Here is a 19,533-nt window from a genome sequence, read left to right on the forward strand (position 1 = left end):
GATTTATTCTTTTACACAACGTACGCTATAACCTAAGTATCTGCCGTCTGCATTGTTAGGCATGATGGGATAGAATGGTCCGTCATATTCGTCTACTAATGCTGCAGAGAATATATGATAACTATAGGCATTATTAGGATTGTCCGGATAACTGCCCAGCCAACCATTTTGTGCAGTTTTGTATTCAAACAAACTTCCTCCCGGATATTGACCGGTAATGGCATTTAAATGTCCGCCAAACGGGTAAAATATTTTTATGGAGCTATTAGGGCAAAGATAAATACCATTGTCAACATCTTCTCCGTTTATTTCACCATAAGTGTTCATCTTATAAGGCACTCTCCAGCCTGCCGGACATGGATCGTATAGTGTTTTGGTTTTTTCATCACTCTTTTTGTACCATAGTTCAGTACTACCGCTGCCTTCAATTAACCAATCTTTATAAGTAAAATGGTCTGCATCTCCCAAGAAATAGGTATCCGGGTTTTTCACAGCTGTTTCTTTAGATACGGGACCTTTTGCTGTTTTGATATGAATGGAGTAAACGTCTCCCCCTAAAGAGCTGGTTCCTAACTTAGTGATTTGGCTCCAATCAGTCATTATCGGATCCTTTCGACCGCATTGATAATACATACCGATCGTTTTCGCACCGTCAGTTGGTGTTGCACTTAGTGCGCCTAAGTTACGATCCATCATTGCCTGTGTGGATCCATCTTTCGTTTGATTGTTATCAACTCCCCCAAAACGGTAGATAGCTCCTCCTGTAACATCTGCTTTTCCTGGGTTTTGAGAAATTGCAGGAATTATTCCATTAATATCTCCTCCCGGATTATAATCTGTAATCCAAATGTGCCAGCTCCATAATGGTTTAGCGTCTTGTGCAGGTTCTCCTGCTGTTGCGTCGTAGATTCCTATTAATACATTACCTTCGTTTCCTGTAGGTTTGATTCCTATATAATCATTGGCGGAGCTTCCTTGTTGGGTGGTGAATTTCAGTAATTCCTTAGAACTATCTTTTGTTATGATACGGGCAACCCATTTAGTTACTTTTCCTTGGTTGTTTCCGTCATTCAACATATGATCTGTTTTGAAGCCGCCTTCTTCTGTTCCCCAAAATGCATTTACTCGTTTCACAGGAACCAGTAGCTCATGTTCTGAATTTGGATTCAGTATATAGCAGTTAGCTTCAGCTGCAATGCCTTCTAATGGAATCTTTTCAATAGTGATGCGTTTATCACTGGCATCTGCCAGATTAAGATTAATATTGTAATTATATGCATTATTTCTTGTTACATTGAAATCTTTTTCATTTTTCCCAATGAACATTTTGAAAGTTGCTATTTCTTTATTGCCTTCACTCATTCTTTCACCAACAATTTCAATGAAAGTCGCTAGTTTATCTGTTACCTTGTCTTTGTCTGTTGTGATACTAGAATTTGTTCCCATCAGGTTCTCAGCTATGTAATGGGTATAATTTTCTTCACCGATAGTACATGGGATTTCACTATAGTCTGCAATATTACTTTGAGATATTGTTCCCTTACTAAAGTAATACATTTTATATATATTCTTTAATGCTATGGAAGTTAACTGGAAATCAGAAGAGGTATTATTGATAGTGAATTTTACTTCAGCTGCAATTCGTTCTAATGTGATAGCATCTAATGTCTGATTTTCTTTGGTAATAGAAACTACTTGCTCTCCTACTAGCGGAATTGCGTTAGATGAATTGACTGGTAATGTATAAATAGTATTCTTTAGTGCTTCATAGTTTTGTTTTCCTAATTGGAAAACAATGCTTTTATCTACATTAGCAATTACTACCAGTTTCATATTAGCCCCTGCTACTAATTCTACTGTTTCTGCAGAGTTGATACTGAATCGTAGTTCTTTTATAACTGCAACATTTTTACCTTGTTGATCGAATTCTAATAACCAAAAGTTTTCAATAGAAGTTCTGTTATCATTTATATTGGTTCCCATTGCGTTGATAGGAGCAATATTTAATGATACATTTACATTTGTTTTTTCTCCTTCCGGAATAATAGAGGTGTTTTCGTCGTCTTTTGAACAAGAACTGAAAATTGCGCTTATGATAAGATATGCGCTAAGCCAAATTAGGTTCTTCATAATTCTAGTTTTAAATAATTAATATTGATTTTTTTGCTATATCACATTTTATATTATATATTAATAGTTTAATCAAGATGTTATTATAGAATCTGATTTTGCTTACGTTTGATATTGCAAAGTTATGGAATATGATTTATGAATACAAAAAAAGCATTGGACAATAGATATTATATAAATCGCTAATAATTAATGTGTTAATGTAAATAGGTATAGATTACCATTGGACAAATGGCAATTAAATCCTTTTATTATGAATAGATGTTAATGTAAGGAGGGATATTTCAGAATCTTTGAATAAAATCATCTAAAGAGATGTTTTTATCTGTAATGTTTAGTTTTTCTTGTTTGATTCTAAGTTTTCTTTTGCTAATTGCAGCTTTACTTCTGCAGTAGATATTGGCAAGGGTATTTAAATCTAATTGTATTTTTATTAAACAGCAGAACTGAATTTCATTTTTGTCGAGTAGTGGATATTCTTTCTTTAGTCTTACTGTAAATTGATCAAAAGTAGCATTAATATCTTTTTCCAGATTAGCAAAATCCTCATTAGAAAGTTTGATAACGAGATCGTTTGCTTTATTATTTAGAGATGGAATGTTGATAGCCACTAATCTGCGTAAAAAGTCTGCTTGTAGTGAAGATAGTTTTTCTTCTTTTTGAAGATTTTCTATAGCTTGCTGTTGTAGTTTATCTTTGGCTTGAGATATTTCTCTTTCTTGTTTTCGTATACGTTCACTCTTCTTTTTGTAGGTTATGAAGTAGCATAATCCTGTAATTAGTAACGCGAAAGCTGCAATTGCACTTATTTTATATACAAGAGAACTAATTTCTTCCATCTTTTTAGATAGTTCTTTGTTGTTTTTCTGCAGTTTTTCGTTTTGAAATAGATTCTGCATTTTAATAATTGCCACGCTTTGGTTTTGATCTTCTATTGAATCTCTTAATAGTTCATAGGTTTTGATAAATTCTAACGCTTTAAGAATGTTCCCTTTTTTTTCATAAATTTCTCCCAGATAGCTATAACTGAGTGCTTTTGCATATATATATTGGTTTTTACTACTTAGGGTAAAATAATGGATAGCAGAATCATATTGTTGTATATCTTGAAAGATTACTCCTTTGATAATGTAATTGTTATATCGGTCAATTGAATCCTTTTCACATGCAATGGCCTCATTGCAGATTTTTAGTGCGGAAATATAATCTTTTTTATTTATATATGCATAACATATATCGTTTAAAGCAGAAGAGGTGGCTTTGGGATGTACTTTTTGAGCAATAGGGAATGCCTTTTCGAAAAAATAAAGTGCGCTATCGATTTGCTCTTTGGTAGAATAAGCATGTCCCAGATCTGCCAATGCATAATAAATAGACAGACTATCTTTAGAAATCTGTGCATAATTATATCCTCTCCATGCCTCTGTTAACTTATAATCAAATAATCCTTGTTTAGAGTAGATGTCGCACAAGTCATGGGAAATTTTGAATGCTAGATTGTAGTCATTTGCTTTCTCCGCGAAATCTCTTGCTTTTAATAAGTATTGAGCAGCTTCTTCTATGTTTCTTATTTCTTTACTGATAAGTGCAGTATAAAAATATGTTCTTGCTGTTAGTATCGGGTCGGATGTGTCTTTGGAAAAATAATCAAAAGCTTTAAAAACAAATGAGTCCGGAACTAAGCTTTGAGCATTGTTATATTTTGCTTGAGCTACTAATAGGCACCATTTTGCATAATCCTTTGGGGACATATTTTCAGGATGCTGGATAGCTTTCAAATATGTCAGGGAACTATCAGGATAAAAATTTATTAGTTGGTCAGCCTTTGATAGATTGGGATGCGGATTACAAGAAGTAAATATACTAATTACTCCCATAATAATTGTGATAAGTGTATCTTTCCTCATTCCCATTTATCAAGACTTAACAGACCTTACAAAAGTATGAGTAAAAATATAATTCTACAAGACTTTAAAGTGAATTTTATCTTGCAGCAGAAAGTAGGGCAGCTTTTACTAGTTATTTAGTATTTTGCCTGATATTTCTTATAAAAAATCAAGAATAAAGTAAATCCAATTAGAGCAAATGGTACACCCGCCAGAGCCGGATAACGGTATCCACCACTAACAGCCAGTCCGCCTGCATAAGCACCGATGGCATTTCCGAGATTGAATGCAACCTGCACGCAGGCTGCTCCCAGCATTTCTCCTCCCTTTGATACGCGGATAATTAATATCTGCTCCGGACTGGATACTGCGAACAGTCCTGCCGTACAAAGACACATCAACAGGGCTGCTGCCCATTTATAGGGAGAAAGGAAGAAAATGAGCAATAACATAATACAGATAAGTGCTTGTGCGGCAGTCCCTACTTTTCCGGGGGTGTAGCGGTCGGAGAGACGTCCGCTAATCAGGTTTCCCATCACCATACCGAAGCCGGCAAGGATCATTAAAGGCGTAATGCTTTCAGCGGAGAAGCCGGACACATTGGTAAGCATCGGATTGATGTAGCTATACCAGCAGAATACACCGCCATTACCTAGTGCCGTAGCACCGAGAATCAGCCACGGAGCCGGAGTTCTAAGAAAGCGGAATTGTCCTTTAAAGCCGGTATCCTTTAAGCCTTCTACATGCGGAACCCATCGCCAGATGTAATATAGGATAACAATTCCCCAGATACCGACCAGCAAGAAAGTGGCACGCCAGGAAAGCATGGTACTTAGGGAAGTGCCCAAAGGTACACCAAACAGGTTGGCAATGGTCATTCCTGCAATCATGATGGAGACGGCTTCCGAACCTTTACCCTTGTCGGCTAGTTTCTCTGCAACAATAGAGCCTACTCCGAAGTATGCGCCATGAGACAAGCCGGAGATAAAACGGGCAGCGAGCAACACCCAGTAATTGGGAGCCATAGCCGCACAGATATTACCTATCATAATTACGGTAACTAATACTAACAGAATATGTTTTAGCGGATATTTGCGAGCCAATGTTAATACAGGTGCACCGACACAGACGCCTAATGCATAAGCAGAAATGAAATGCCCTGCGGTAGGAATACTAATACCTAAATCTTTTGCCACATCGGGCAAAATTCCCATCATTACAAATTCGGCAATACCTAATCCTAGTGTGCCGAACGCCAATGCAATAAGACTCTTTTTCATACAAAACTTAACCTTAATACCTGTTACCTTTTTACCTTACTATTATTTGCCGCTTATTTATTTCGGCTGCAAAGGTAAAACAAAATCTTTCAGGGTGAGTTCGATGAGATAGATTTTGATTTAAATCAAATTAGACAATGTTGGTGTAAGCTGATGACGGGAGATTTATGTAGTATATGTAAATTGTAGCCATTTACTTTCTTTCCAATTCTTGCAAATATTTGAAGAATTTGCAAGAATTAGCAAGAAAAGAATGTGATATTGAGAAATGTGTACTTGCTAAGTAATATCATTAATAGACTTATTGTTTCCTTATCCATTCAATGATATCTTTCAAGACTTCCGGATTGATTGTTTCTTCCAACTGCCCGTATTCAGCCAATGTTCCTTTTTCGCAAGTCTGAAACAGATGATTTAAGTTCGGATAGGCTTTGACTGTTACATTTTTGTTTCCATTTCCGGTGATTCTTTCCTGAATGGCAGCAAGATTCATGGCGGCATCCACTTGAATATCCTTTTCTCCGTTCAGAGCCAGAACCGGACATTTTAGTTTCTTCAAATCCTGGGCCGGGTCATATCTCATAAAATGAAGATACCACGGAGAAGTCATCGAACTGATTTGTGCGGATAGTTGCTGGATGGTATTCAGGTCTTTCAATTGTTCGGGAGACATTGTTTTTGTAACGTCTGCATACAGTTCTTTCTGCAACTCTTCGGGAGTTTTGTCTGTTTGTTGCAGTATGGCATATCTGTTCCGTATCGAAGGCTTCATCCCTTGCCAGACGGCATCCGGCATTCCCTGGGATTTAGAGATTAACTCTACCTGCTTCAGCATCAGACTGTCGCCTCTCACGCCGGCTCCTGCCAATGAAACGACAAATGCAATGGATGGGTCCTTTTTAGCAACGATGAATGCAATGATTCCGCCTGCGCTATGTCCGATAATTCCGATTTTCTTTGCATTTATTTCTTTTCTGCTGCGCAGATAATTCACCATTGCTTCCGTATCTGTGGCAAAATCCTCATTGGTAGCTGTTGCGTGAGTACCTTGTGAAGCGGCAGTACCCCTGTCATCACATCTAAGCACAGCAATTCCGTTTCGGGTCAGATAATCGGCGATGACAAAGAAAGGTTTGTGTCCCATGATTTCCTCATCCCGGTTCTGCGCACCGCTTCCCGTCACCATTACCACTGCCGGAAATTTAGTTCCTTTTTCGGGAAGAGTCAATGTTCCGGCAAGGTTAATTCCATCCCGTTCATTCCTCACGGTGACTTCTTCACTTCTGTAAGGGAAAGGCGGTTGAGGCTCCTGTGGACGTTTGGGGCGGCTGGCTTCTCCCTTTTTCAAATTCAACGGAAGGGGCATCCCTTGCGTAAATGTTCCGTTGATTGTGTTATCACTGTTCAGCTTTCCTTTGTACGAAGCATGAATCACAGGTATCTGGATAATTAAAGTAGAATCATTGAAAGAAGTGGTCTGTGTCTTGATACCGTTGGCTCCCTGGTCGGGACTGTCCAGTGTGGTCACATAAGCGCCTTGTTCCGTTTGACTGATGTGGAATACAATAGTCAGCGAACCGGTGGGAATGGAAAGTTTTCCGTGCCAGGTTCCCGAAATATCTTGGGCGGAAACAGAGGATGAGAAGAACACTCCGGCTAATAGTCCGGTAATGAATATAACGATGTAGGTAGCCTTAACTATTTTCATAAGCGAAAAATTAGGTTTAATCTTAATTGTAAATATAAGATATATACAAAGGTAACAATTTTCATCATTATAAAAATAAGACATTACCTAATCTTGTCAGAATCCGGTAATATCTTATTGGGCTGTTCCTGTATACTATTACAGTTTTTATTGTTAAGCACAACCTCTATTCCAAACTATATAGCCTCCCTTAAAAAACGATGATTCTTAAAAAAGGAATATTTAATCATCGGAGAAGGACATAAATCGCAGTTTGGTAAAGAAAAGCCGGAAAATGCCATGCATTTGTAATTACATGATTCTCTATTTTCGCTGTTTTGAGAATATACTAATCGAATTGTGATAGATTCTTGATTCTTTTTGTTATTTGGAGAGTAGATACCTGAATAACCAATCATTTTATTATTTTCTCCTTTCCAATATATTATGATAAACTAAGGAGAAAATATTTCTTAATAGTCCATTTTTATCTTCTTTACCGGGGAACGATAGCTTCCTCGGTGAGGAACAAGTCGATGCACACCGAGGAACACTTCGTTGGTTTTAAGGCAATGAACGGTTCCCGAATAGAGAAAGATGTATATCTTGTTTGGCTTTATGCAATATTAGACTGTTTTTTGTATGCTCATGCGTTTATTTATACAGTTTATTTTCTAGTTTGCTACTTTCTAACTGGCTATTTTCCTGTAGAATATTAAAAGTAGAACATTGACAGGCCTATGCTATCATTTCGAGTTAATTCATCACACGCATTTTCATACCTTATTTCTCTGGAATAGTTGCAGGATGGACATTTCTCCCCATTATTAAACATTTGTTCTACATAAATAAATAAGTGGTGGCTAAATTTGCATCGTTATTAACTACATAATATTATGAAAAAGATAATCTATCTAGTTCCTACGTTGTCTTTAGTAGGTTGTACCTCACAGCACGTAGAAGAAAAGCCGAATGTGATTGTGATTCTTGCCGATGATCTGGGATTTGGTGATGTCAGCGCTTACGGCTCTACTACGATTCATACTCCGAATATCGACAGTCTGGCTCATGGCGGAGTTTGTTTCATGAACGGATATGCCACTTCGGCAACTTCCACTCCCAGCCGCTACGCTTTGATGACCGGAATGTATCCGTGGAAAAATAAGGATGCAAAAATCCTGCCGGGAGATGCCCCTCTTATCATTAATGAAAATCAGTTTACCTTGCCGAAGATGATGCAGCAATGCGGGTATGTGACCGGAGCTATCGGAAAGTGGCATTTGGGGATGGGAGACGGCAATGTCAACTGGAACGAAACCGTCAAACCGGGTGCCAAAGAAATCGGTTTCGACTACTCTTGCCTGATTGCGGCAACCAACGACCGTGTCCCGACGGTTTACGTGGAAAACGGTGATGTAGTAGGACTCGATCCGGCCGACCCTATCGAAGTGAGTTACGAGCATAATTTTGAGGGCGAACCGACTGCCATCTCTCATCCGGAGCTGCTGAAAATGCAGTGGGCACACGGACACAATAACTCTATAGTAAACGGAATTCCCCGTATCGGATATATGAAAGGCGGACAGAAAGCCCGTTGGAAAGACGAGGATATGGCCGACTATTTTGTAGATAAGGTAAAGAACTTTGTTACTGAACACAAAGATGCTCCTTTCTTCCTGTATTATGGCTTGCACGAACCTCACGTCCCTCGTGCTCCCCACCAGCGATTTGTGGGTAAAACAACGATGGGGCCTCGTGGCGATGCCATCGTTGAGGCAGACTGGTGTGTCGGCGAACTGCTTGCCCACTTGAAGAAAGAAGGCTTGTTGGAAAAGACACTGATTATCTTCTCCAGCGATAACGGGCCGGTTCTGAATGACGGTTACAAAGACGGTGCTCCCGAACTGGCAGGCGATCATCTTCCTGCAGGAGGTCTGCGCGGAGGTAAATATAGTTTGTTCGACGGTGGTACGCATATTCCTCTGTTTGTTTATTGGAAAGGAAAGATTCAGCCGGTCGTGTCCGATGCACTGGTTTGTCAGGTAGATATTCTCGCTTCTTTGGGTTCGATGATACATGCCGATTTGCCGGGAGGTTTGGATAGTCGGAACTATCTGGATGCATTCTTCGGAAAAGAGCAGAATGCCCGCAAGGATGTAGTGCTGGAAGCGCAAGGGCGTATGGCTTATCGTTCGGGCGACTGGATTATGATGCCTCCTTATAAAGGTTCCGAACGAAATCTGACGGGAAATGAATTGGGTAATCTGGGTGAATACGGTTTATTCAATGTAAAAGCCGACCGGACTCAACAACAGAATGTGGCGGCACAACAGCCCGAACTTCTGGACTCCCTGAAGCAGAATTTCTTTGCTGAAGTGGACGGTTATTATCGCAGTGAAGTAGAAGAAGAACCATTAAAATAAGGTCAAATGTTTATTCTGAACATAAATCCCGTTGATAAAACAATCGTTCTATTCTACCGGAGTTTATTTCTCTACCTTTGTTCTGTTCGATGTCGGACAATTAACCTTGAAGTATGTATATGAAAATGAAAGCTTTTTTAATGTTTGTATTGCTGTTCTTATGTTCGATGGGAACAAAGGCGCAGGATTTGGGGGCGAACTATAATGAAAATATAGATTACCCGATTACGGAAATAGAGATGTTGAAACAGTCGAAAGTGACTTGGGTGAGAGGATTTGTCAATATCCCCAATCTGTTTCTTCAGAATGAAAACGGGAAGATTGTTGGTGTGAAAGAAAATGCCATCAGGACACATATTCCTACACTGAAATTTATTCAGGCCAAGAAAGCCTTGGGCGACCGTGTGAAATTTATATTGAGCCTGAAAATACCTTTTGAATTATATACCGACACGGTTCCCAAAGTAGGAACTAAGGAGATGGAGTACATATTTCAGGCAACTGAAGTATTACTGAAAACCTATGATATGGCGAAGAATATTGAAATACTTGTCATGGGTAACGAACCGGAATGGGAGAATGCATTGGATACCGATCTTTGTCATGCGGACGGTGAGGATTATCGGGCATTTCTGAATGAGTTTGCCAATCGGCTGACTGCCTGGAAACAGGCTAATGGATGGACATTTGATATTTATGCCGGAGCATTGAACCGTGTATCCGAATTGCCGAAGAGCGAAACGGTACCTGCGGTAGTCTCTGTGGTTAATAACAATCCTAATGTTGTAGGGCTCGACTTACACGTTCACGCATTGAAAATCAACCAGGCGGAAGATGATTTCCGTATTATCCGCGATAAATATGGTGTAACAAAGAAACTGATTTGCACGGAATTCTCTATGGTACGTGCTTTAAATCCTCATGTAGCCGACGCACTGGGAGAATGGGGAACCAAGCATGGTTATACGGCCGGGATGAAAATTTACGAATACCTTAATCTGATAGCTGAAAAAGCTAATGCCGGTACACCGGTCAGTGCAACCGAGTTCAAGAGCCTTTTTGAGAGTTATTCCTGGTATCCGAAGAATTGGTATAAAACTTTTTATGAGGTGTTCAAGAAATATGATACGTATGCCATTACCGGACGTTTTAGTGTGGTTCCCGGTGGAGCGAGAGCTGTTTACGATGCGAAGACTGAAATGTGGGAACTTGGAGGAATTTATTTTTCCCGTTATTTAGGACTGGATGCAGACGGATTCTACAATCCCAATCCATTGCTGTATCCCGATTTCATCGCTGCTCGGGATGGATTGGCAGTTTCCAGCCTTGTCGGAGGACAACGGGAATTGTTCATTCGTTGGGGAAATGGAGCCGATAAAACAGGTATATTGTCAGTAACAGATGAAAATGGAACAGAGGTAGTACGTCGGTCGCTTGATTCAGAGAATGACTATACATTGGTTGAAAATCTTGTTCCCGGAACTGCCTACCATGTAGCATTGCTGAAATCGGATGATGCCGTGTTGTGGAAGGATGATGTTAAGACCAAATCTGTAACAGGAAAGTTTCCTTTGTTGAAATATCAACAAGTGGATGAATATATGTTAGTACAACTATTAAATTTGCCGGCTGATGTCTCATCTTATAAAGTAAAGCTGGATGGACAGGAAATCAATATAGTGAATAAGAACCTGAACGGACAAATACTTACCGCCGAAGTGACTTATAAGGATGGATCGGTAGAAATATTGTCGACAACTATTAGAAAGTAATTATCTTAAATTTATTCGCTTATGAAAGTAATATATGTAGTGTTGGTATGTTTGTTGACTTTCACCTCTTGTGCGGAGACGGAATATGCCGAAAACGGGGTTGATAAGAAGAATATAACAGGATATACCGAAGTTGGGTTTTATAGTTTGGATGGAATTTGTACTTTTACAGAGCAGGAACAACTTCAGGCTGCAATTAATCCTAAACGGTTGACTTATCGCCTGCAAAATTCGGATCAAAGCAAATACATTCATGTGAAGTTTGACGGGAAGCCCACGGCTGTTGGTCAAAAGATAAAGACTGAATTCTCATTCCAAGGAGTTTCTTTCCTCAAAGAAGGGATGGAGATGGAAGTAGTTCGTATAGATGGAGATAAAGTTTGGTTGTCAGGAGATAACGTCGGTATAGTAATCCCTGTTTTTAATAATTAAAAGAAAGATATTATGAAAAGATACATTCCTATTGTAGCGTCATTAATGGTGTTTTCGTTGATATCATGTGATGAAGTCATGGATCTGACACAGCCGGAAAAGGCTGAAGTTACCTATTCCAATATTACCTTGTCGCTTTATCAGACAGGCAAATATGATTTATATCTGGATGAGCCGGAATACCAATATAACATTATGGTGGAGAAAAGCCATTGCGAAAAAGAAGCAAAGGCGAAATTGGCTGTTGTCGATGCCAAAGAGTTTGGTGAAGAATATCACCTCTTACCTGTGGAATATTATGATCTGGATGGAAGTAATTTTAATTTTAAGGGGGACGATGTCCTGCGTATGGTAAATTTGCGCTTCCATGATTTAGGTACGCTTGACGGATCAAAGAAATACGTTCTCGGTTTGAAACTGGTTTCCGACGATCTTGCAGTCAATCAAGAGAAAAGTACAATGACTTTCTTCCTGCAACAGAAACAGGGAGAAATCGACAACCCTTATACCGTGGCGACAACGAACGACTTGATAACTCTCGGAGAGAAACTCAAAGATGGTAAGACGATCTATGCCAAGATAGAGAATGATATTGATTTGCAAGGTGTAGACTGGCAACCGATAGAGACCTCGGTTTCCAAACAACTTGTATTGGATGGAGGCGGACATACGATTCGTAATCTGAAAGTAAATACTTCCTCTTCTGTTAATCAGGGATTCTTTGGATTGTTGGTTGGTAAGTGTTCCAATATAAACTTTGAAAATGCGCAGATTACAGCCAATACAAAGATGGCAGGCATCCTTGCCGGACAGGTGGGAGCTGCTACTTCTCCGGGTATTGTGGAGAATGTTCGGGTATCCGGTACGATTTCTTTAACTTCGGGAACGGGAGCGGCTGCCTGGGATAACGGTCAGGCTGGTGGTATCTGTGCAAGACTTCATGGTGCAGATAGTAAAATTCATCAGTGTACATCGGCAACAGATATTACTGCCGTATGGTGCGCCGGCGGTATTTGTGGGGAAACGAGAGGCGGAGCAACGATCTCTCAATGCTCTTCCACTGGGGATATTGTGACTGAATCATGTGTAGGAGGCATCGTTGGACGTATGTTATATTCTATCGTTACGCAGTGTTATTCTTCAGGTCTTGCACAAGCTTTCCCGATGAAAGTGGCGAATCCTGCGGGTGGTATTGCCGGATTTGTAGATCCTAGTCCGACAGCTGTGATCTCTTATTGTTATTCCGATTGCGAGATTTCCGCTCAAAATCAGGTAGGCGGTATTATGGGATTTGCTAACAAGGCGACAGGAATCACCGTAACACATTGTGTGGCTTGGAACCAGAAATTATTCTCTAACGGTGCACCTAAGTCGGGAAGAATTTGCGGACGCTTTAACAAGAATGAGGCTAATAATTGCTATGCGAATCCAAATATGGAATGTCGTTTCTCTGCCAATACGCCCGCTATCGTAGACGAAGAAATACCCGATTACGGAGCACAAACATTTGGTGCCGACCGTTACAATGGTCTTTCTACGATGAGTACCCCGATAGATGCTGCCAAGGCTCTTTCTTGGGATGAAGCAATATGGAATCTCGCAGGGGAGAAACCCGGTTTGGTTTGGATGTTAGATTGAAATTTTGTAGATGAGATAAAGATCAGATATAGAATAAAATAGGTATGAAAAAATATAAAATGACAAAAAGACTTATTCTCGCATTAGGAATCATTGGTTTGTCTGTCACTGGGGTACGGGCTGATTCGGTTAATGAGAAGGAGATCACTTATGCCGATCCTACAATTTATGTGGAAAACGGCAAGTATTACCTCACCGGCACACGCAATCAGGAACCGCAGGGCTTTGCTATCCTCGAATCGACCGATCTGGAGCATTGGACGGTGCCTGATGGAACCTCCCTGCAACTGATACTTCGGAAAGGAGATCGAACGTATGGTGAAAAAGGCTTCTGGGCACCTCAATATTTTAAGGATAAAAGAACTTATTATTTCACTTATACCGCCAATGAGCAAACGGTGATCGCTTCTTCCAAATCGGTGTTCGGTCCTTTCCGGCAGAAGGAAGTCAAACCGATAGACGCTTCCGCTAAGAATATAGACTCTTTCCTATTTAAGGATGATGATGGAAAATACTACCTGTATCATGTCCGCTTTAATAAAGGCAATTATCTTTGGGTAGCCGAGTTTGACATAAAGAAGGGAAGTATCAAACCGGAAACATTGAAACAATGTATGGACTGTACGGAGCCTTGGGAAAAGACTCCGAACTATAAGTCTGCACCGGTGATGGAAGGACCGACTGTTATGAAGTGGGACGGGGTATATTACCTCTTCTATTCTGCCAATCATTTTATGAATATCGACTATTCGGTAGGCTATGCTACTGCTTCTTCCCCTTTCGGTCCGTGGAAGAAGCACCCGAACAGTCCGATCATTCATCGCAGCCTCGTAGGAGAAAACGGATCAGGACATGGAGATGTATTTAAAGGGCTGGATGGAAAATATTACTATGTTTACCACGTTCATCGTTCAGATTCCACCGTGTCCCCTCGTAAAACACGTATTGTTCCGCTCATCCTGAAGAAAGGAAACGATGGCATATACAACATCACCGTAGACAAAGAGCACGTCATAAAGCCAATGTGGAAATGATTTGTTCAGAAATGTAGTAGAGAAATCTATTTTGCACATTTGTACGGGTTTTGAGGATAATCTTCCTTTTCATTTGAAGATTTTCCCGCTTAATTTGTGTCTTGAGATAAAGAATTTGTTAACAGTTAAAAATAATGTTTATGAAAAGAGACAGACTTTATTTTTCTTTCTTATGTCTTTGTTGCTTTTTGTTTTGTGCGCTGGACGTGCAGGCACAACAAGATTATTGGAAGGGACAAGTGAAGGATGCAGTATCTGGTGAACCGATGATTGGCGTCAGTGTTCGCGTGAAAGGTACGGGAAGCGGTACGATTACTGATTTTGACGGTAATTTTACTGTGAAGGCATCGAAAGGAGACATACTTGTCATTTCTTATGTGGGTTATAAAACTCTGGAACTGGATTTAAAGAATAAAACGACTTTAGGAGTAATCTCTTTAGGAGAAGATACGGAGACACTGGAAGAAGTAGTAGTGGTTGGATACGGTGTACAGAAAAAGGTATCCAGTGTCGGTTCCATTGCTACTGCAAAAGGAGATGATTTATTAAAGATAGGTAGCGTGAACTCCGTTTCCGAAGCCTTGCAAGGTCAGATGCCGGGTGTGGTTGCCATCAATTCCACTTCAAAGCCGGGAGCCGATAAAGCTTCTTTATTGATTCGTGGTAAGTCTACTTGGGGAGAAGCGGAGCCACTGGTATTAGTGGATGGTATCGAACGTGACTTCAACGATGTCGATGTGAACGAAATCGAATCTATTTCTGTACTGAAAGACGCTTCGGCAACTGCGGTTTACGGTGTGAAAGGTGCGAACGGCGTTATCTTGTTGACAACCAAACGCGGACTCGAACAGAAACCGGAAATCTCATTCACAGCTAACTTCGGTTTTAAACAACCTTCTGCTGCTCCTGAATGGTCTGACTATGTGACCTCTATGAAACAGTATAACAGAGCCCAGGCTAATGATGGTAACTGGGGAGCAATGGTTCCCGAATCTACCATTACCGCATGGGAAAATGCGTATGCTACCGGAAATTATGGTCCGTATAACGATGTCTTTCCCGAAGTGGACTGGTGGAAAGAACTGGTAAAGAATGTAGGTTATGAACAGGCTTATAATCTTAATGTACGCGGTGGTACGAAGAAAATGAGTTATTTCGTATCTTTGGGTTATTTGCATGACGGAGATATTTTTAATACTACCAAACAAGAGGATTTCGATCCTTCCTTCTCTTACCGTCGTTATAACTGGCGTAGTAATTTCGACTTCAATATCACAAGTACCACCAAATTGTCATTCAATGTGGCCGGTAAGATGGGTTATCAGAACCAACCGTCTTATTATGAGAATGTCGATTCTCCGGATGAACGTTTTTTTAAAACGTTCTTTACGGCTCCAAGTAATGAATTTCCGATTAAATATAGTAATGGAATATGGGGAGACGGGTTAAGCTCCGATCAAAATATAGCCTGTCTGATGAACGAAGGAGGTAGTCGTAATATTAAGCAACATCAAGGTTTCTACGATGTAATCTTGAATCAGAAGCTGGACTTTATTACAAAGGGACTGTCATTGAAAGCATCATTGTCTTACACTACTTCTTCTTCATGGACTACCCAGATCATGCCGGGTAAGATTTTAGGTAAAGACGATTTGGTTGCCCAACGTACACATATTCGTATTAATCGTGTGTATGATTACGCCAATCCTATTTATAATGCTGACGGAACAATTACTTATAATTATACCGAGAAACGCTATCCGGATGAAAATGCTCCCGGAGATTTGCCTGTTGGTGGTGTTTATGACGGTTTCAAGGCTTACGGACGTAAACTTTATTACGAATTAGCATTGAATTATAGTCGCCAGTTTGGCGATCACGATGTAAGCGCCTTATTTGTGTTTAACCGTAAGATGAACGAATCAACCAATACTGCTAATTCGGGTGTGATGAACTTCCCGGCTTACGAAGAAGACTGGGTAGGCCGTGTCACTTACAACTTCAAAGAGCGTTATCTTGCTGAATTTAACGGTGCCTACACTGGTTCGGAAAAATTTGCTCCGGGACGCCGTTTCGGATTCTTCCCCTCTGCCTCTATTGGTTGGCGTATCAGTGAAGAACCATGGGTAAAGAAATTGACCAAAGGTGTACTGACCAACCTGAAAGTGCGCTATTCGTATGGAGTAGTTGGTAATGATAAAGGTGCTACCCGTTTCAACTATATTCAGAAGTTTGAGCAACTATCTGCCAATGCGCAGTTTGGTAAATATCAGACCAGTAACTGGGGACCTTTATACAAAGAAGGAAAATTGGCCGACCCCGATGCTACCTGGGAAGAATCTATTAAGCAGAATATCGGTATCGAAATAGGTTTGTGGGGTAAACTAAACTTTACTGTGGACTTGTTCGATGAAAAGCGTAATAACATTTTGATGACACGTAATACGATTCCGTCATGGGCCGATAGTGGTATTGCTTTTCCGCAGGTGAATCTGGGTAAGACTAAAAATCACGGTCTTGAACTGGATATTGCTTGGAACGACCGTATTGGAAAGTTTAATTATTACGCGAAGTTTAATTTTGCAACCAGTGAGAACCGTGTTGTCTTTATTGATGACCCGAAGAATCAGAGCGAATATTTGAAAAAAGCCGGAAAGTCAATCGGATATGTGAATAAATACCTGGCAACAGGAAACTTCCAGTCATTGGATGATATTTATAACTCGGCGCAGTCCACTATTGCCAATGGTACACATAATACATTGATTCCGGGAGACTTGTATTACATCGATTATAATGGTGACGGCATGATTGATGCTAAGGATATGGTTCCGATGAAAAACCTGAACTATCCGACTACTACCCTCGGATTTACATTGGGAGGTTCTTACAAAGGAATCGGATTCAATATGTTGTGGTACAGTGCTATGGACGTTTATAAAGAAGCGATTCCTTCCTATTTATGGGATTTCCCGGAAGGTAATATCAAGGCTCAACCAAATACGTTGAATACATGGACAGCCGATGCTCCGATTCAAGGCGGTCCGATTCGCCCCAGTATTCATGTTCAGAGAAGTTATAATTCGGTGGCTAGTACATACACATATACCAACCATGCTTATCTTCGCTTGAAGAACCTGGAAGTGAATTATCAGATTCCGAAGCGTTGGTTGCAGCCTTTACGTCTGACAAAACTGCAAGTATATGTCAACGGTACCAATTTGTTGACGTTCTCGAAAGGTGATTCCCGCCGTGACCCCGAACATTCGGGACAGAATGTTTATCCGGTGGTGAGACGTTATAACATTGGTTTTAGATTAGGATTATGAGACACTTTAAATTTACTGATATGAGAAGACATAAGTTGAATTGGATATGGATCATTCTATTGGGGTTGTTTGTAGGAAGTTGTGAGGACTATCTGGACCGCTCTCCCGATGACGGACTTTCCGAAGATGATGTTTATAAAGATTATAGCAGTTTGTTAGGGTTCATGGACCGCATCTTTCAAAATGATGATATATTAATCTTTACACATGGTATCAACTCTTATTCGAATACATACGTAACGGTAGGTAATTTATCGGACGAATATGCATCTGTCCGCGATAATGATCCGTCGAAGTTTGTCAATGCAGGTAACTGGCTGGAGAATGCCAGTACGCGTTTCGAAATCGGAAGTAAAAGTGATGGAGCGAATTTCAAAAGTGCTATTTCTCGTGCTTATACCGGACTTCGTATCGTGAACCGTGTAATTAGCGGAGTAGATCAAGTGAAATCCATCACAGACGACCAAAGGAGAAAACTGTTGGGACAGGCTCATTTCCTGCGTGCCTACTTCTATTTTGAGATTATCAAGCGATATGGCGGAATGCCCATCTTTGACCAGCTTTGGGGAGCATCGGACGACTTTGACTTTCCCCGTAAAACTTATCAGGAATCCAATGCTTGGATGCAGACAGACCTGGATAAAGCCATTGAATATTTACCTATAAGCTGGCCTGACGAGGAACATGGACGGCCTGACAGAGTAAGCGCCATGGCATTAAAAGCGATGACACAGCTTTATGCTGCCAGCCCTTTGATGCAGAACGACTTGAATTCTATTGAAAACAAAGGATATGGAAAAGAGATGGCTGCCGAAGCTGCCCGTAGTGCGCAAAAGGCAATCAATGCCATTGAAAGCCACGAATATTACCGCTTGATGAATCACGATGAATATCGTAGTATTCAATTAATGCCTAATTCCAATCAATTCGCACAGCCGGAATACTTATGGTTCCTGCGTTGGCATCATGGCAACTGGTCTGCTTTCGTCAGAGCGCAATGGCTGACACAACCATACGATAATAAAACCGGTGCCGAAGGTACTCCTTATAATGCTCCGACACAAAATGCGGTAGATATGTACGAACGTAAGGGAGCTGACGGCAACTACTATCCGATCACTGATCCGCGTTCCGGCTATGATGCGGTAAAGACTACCAATCCTTACTCGGATAGAGACCCTCGCTTCACTAATAATATCCTCGTGCCCGGTGAGCAATGGGGGAAGAATTTACAGGGTGTTCCTTATTATCTGACTACTTATTCGGGCGGTTACTCCGAGAACTTCATTTCTACCAATCAGTTTACGAGAGGCTCTCAACAGACCGGATATATGTGTAAGAAGTTCATTTGGCCGGAAGCAAGTGTACCTTTGTTTGGCGAAGCTGGTTTCCAATTATATCGTTTGGTGGCTGTGTACATTCGTGTTTCGCAAGTTTATCTGGATATGGCAGAGGCTTCATACGAAGCGACAGGTGATCCGGATGCAGTCGTTACGGGTTGTACGATGTCGGCCCGTCAGGCTTTGAATAAAATCCGTGTAAGAGCCGGAATCGGCGAACTACCGGATGGAGTGGACTTTAGAGAAGCTTATCGTCGGGAACGTGGTGTGGAATTGATGTTCGAAGGACACCGCTGGTATGATATCCGCCGTTGGATGATTGCTGAAGATCTGTTTAAGGGTGAATATCCGATCATGGGTGTCAAAGCAACCCCGATCAATCATTCTTATACGGCCGACCAGTTGAAAGTGGAAAAAGCCTGTACTTATAAGTTGACCGACTTTACTTACGAGTATGTTCCGGTGAGGACAGCCGTGCGGACGTTTAACAAGCGTAATTATTGGTATCCGCTACCGATGGATGAAGTGGCGGCTTTGGATAATCTTCAACAGAACCCCGGATGGTGATACCTAAAATAAAGA

General features: G+C 40.7%; 11 protein-coding genes. 7 read left to right on the top strand and 4 right to left on the bottom strand.

The genetic code is table 11. The annotated features are described in order from the left end of the window. Positions 1 to 3 precede the first annotated feature (3 nt). The 4 genes from HMPREF0106_RS09690 to HMPREF0106_RS09675 form a co-directional block, all read right to left on the bottom strand. On the bottom strand, positions 4 to 2,130 hold the full coding sequence (locus tag HMPREF0106_RS09690; RefSeq protein WP_004324098.1) for a DUF4906 domain-containing protein: 2,127 nt from the start codon (positions 2,128 to 2,130) through the stop codon (positions 4 to 6). Positions 2,131 to 2,414: 284 nt separating this feature from the next. Further along, entirely contained in the window at positions 2,415 to 4,037 is a 1,623-nt protein-coding gene (locus HMPREF0106_RS09685; protein ID WP_004324097.1) for a hypothetical protein, read from the bottom strand. A gap of 116 nt (positions 4,038 to 4,153) precedes the next feature. After that, positions 4,154 to 5,296, bottom strand: a complete 1,143-nt coding sequence (araJ, locus tag HMPREF0106_RS09680) for an MFS transporter AraJ (protein WP_009040297.1) — start codon at positions 5,294 to 5,296, stop codon at positions 4,154 to 4,156. A gap of 301 nt (positions 5,297 to 5,597) precedes the next feature. After that, on the bottom strand, positions 5,598 to 7,004 hold the full coding sequence (locus tag HMPREF0106_RS09675; RefSeq protein ID WP_004307738.1) for an alpha/beta hydrolase family protein: 1,407 nt from the start codon (positions 7,002 to 7,004) through the stop codon (positions 5,598 to 5,600). 875 nt (positions 7,005 to 7,879) lie between these two features. Here HMPREF0106_RS09675 and HMPREF0106_RS09670 point away from each other — a divergent pair. The 7 genes from HMPREF0106_RS09670 to HMPREF0106_RS09640 all read left to right on the top strand — a co-directional run bounded on the left by HMPREF0106_RS09670 (position 7,880) and on the right by HMPREF0106_RS09640 (position 19,518). Next, the gene (locus tag HMPREF0106_RS09670; RefSeq protein ID WP_009040298.1) at positions 7,880 to 9,406 is read left to right on the top strand and encodes a sulfatase-like hydrolase/transferase; all 1,527 of its coding nucleotides are present in this window, start codon (positions 7,880 to 7,882) and stop codon (positions 9,404 to 9,406) included. 113 nt (positions 9,407 to 9,519) lie between these two features. Then, complete coding sequence (locus HMPREF0106_RS09665; RefSeq protein WP_009040299.1) at positions 9,520 to 11,178, top strand: hypothetical protein; 1,659 nt, start codon at positions 9,520 to 9,522, stop codon at positions 11,176 to 11,178. A gap of 21 nt (positions 11,179 to 11,199) precedes the next feature. Beyond that, positions 11,200 to 11,610: a hypothetical protein gene (locus HMPREF0106_RS09660; RefSeq protein ID WP_004307741.1), complete on the top strand. Its 411-nt coding sequence runs from the start codon at positions 11,200 to 11,202 to the stop codon at positions 11,608 to 11,610. Positions 11,611 to 11,622: 12 nt separating this feature from the next. Then, the gene (locus HMPREF0106_RS09655; protein ID WP_009040300.1) at positions 11,623 to 13,248 is read left to right on the top strand and encodes a DUF1735 domain-containing protein; all 1,626 of its coding nucleotides are present in this window, start codon (positions 11,623 to 11,625) and stop codon (positions 13,246 to 13,248) included. Positions 13,249 to 13,292: 44 nt separating this feature from the next. Next, positions 13,293 to 14,282, top strand: a complete 990-nt coding sequence (locus tag HMPREF0106_RS09650) for a glycoside hydrolase family 43 protein (RefSeq protein WP_009040301.1) — start codon at positions 13,293 to 13,295, stop codon at positions 14,280 to 14,282. Between the two features lie 140 nt (positions 14,283 to 14,422). Further along, complete coding sequence (locus HMPREF0106_RS09645) at positions 14,423 to 17,611, top strand: SusC/RagA family TonB-linked outer membrane protein (protein WP_008023524.1); 3,189 nt, start codon at positions 14,423 to 14,425, stop codon at positions 17,609 to 17,611. 20 nt (positions 17,612 to 17,631) lie between these two features. Beyond that, positions 17,632 to 19,518, top strand: coding sequence for a RagB/SusD family nutrient uptake outer membrane protein (locus tag HMPREF0106_RS09640; RefSeq protein WP_032851445.1), 1,887 nt, complete (start codon positions 17,632 to 17,634; stop codon positions 19,516 to 19,518). Positions 19,519 to 19,533 lie beyond the last annotated feature (15 nt).

This window comes from Bacteroides sp. D22 (assembly GCF_000163675.1).
Taxonomy (GTDB): Bacteria; Bacteroidota; Bacteroidia; order Bacteroidales; family Bacteroidaceae; genus Bacteroides; species Bacteroides xylanisolvens.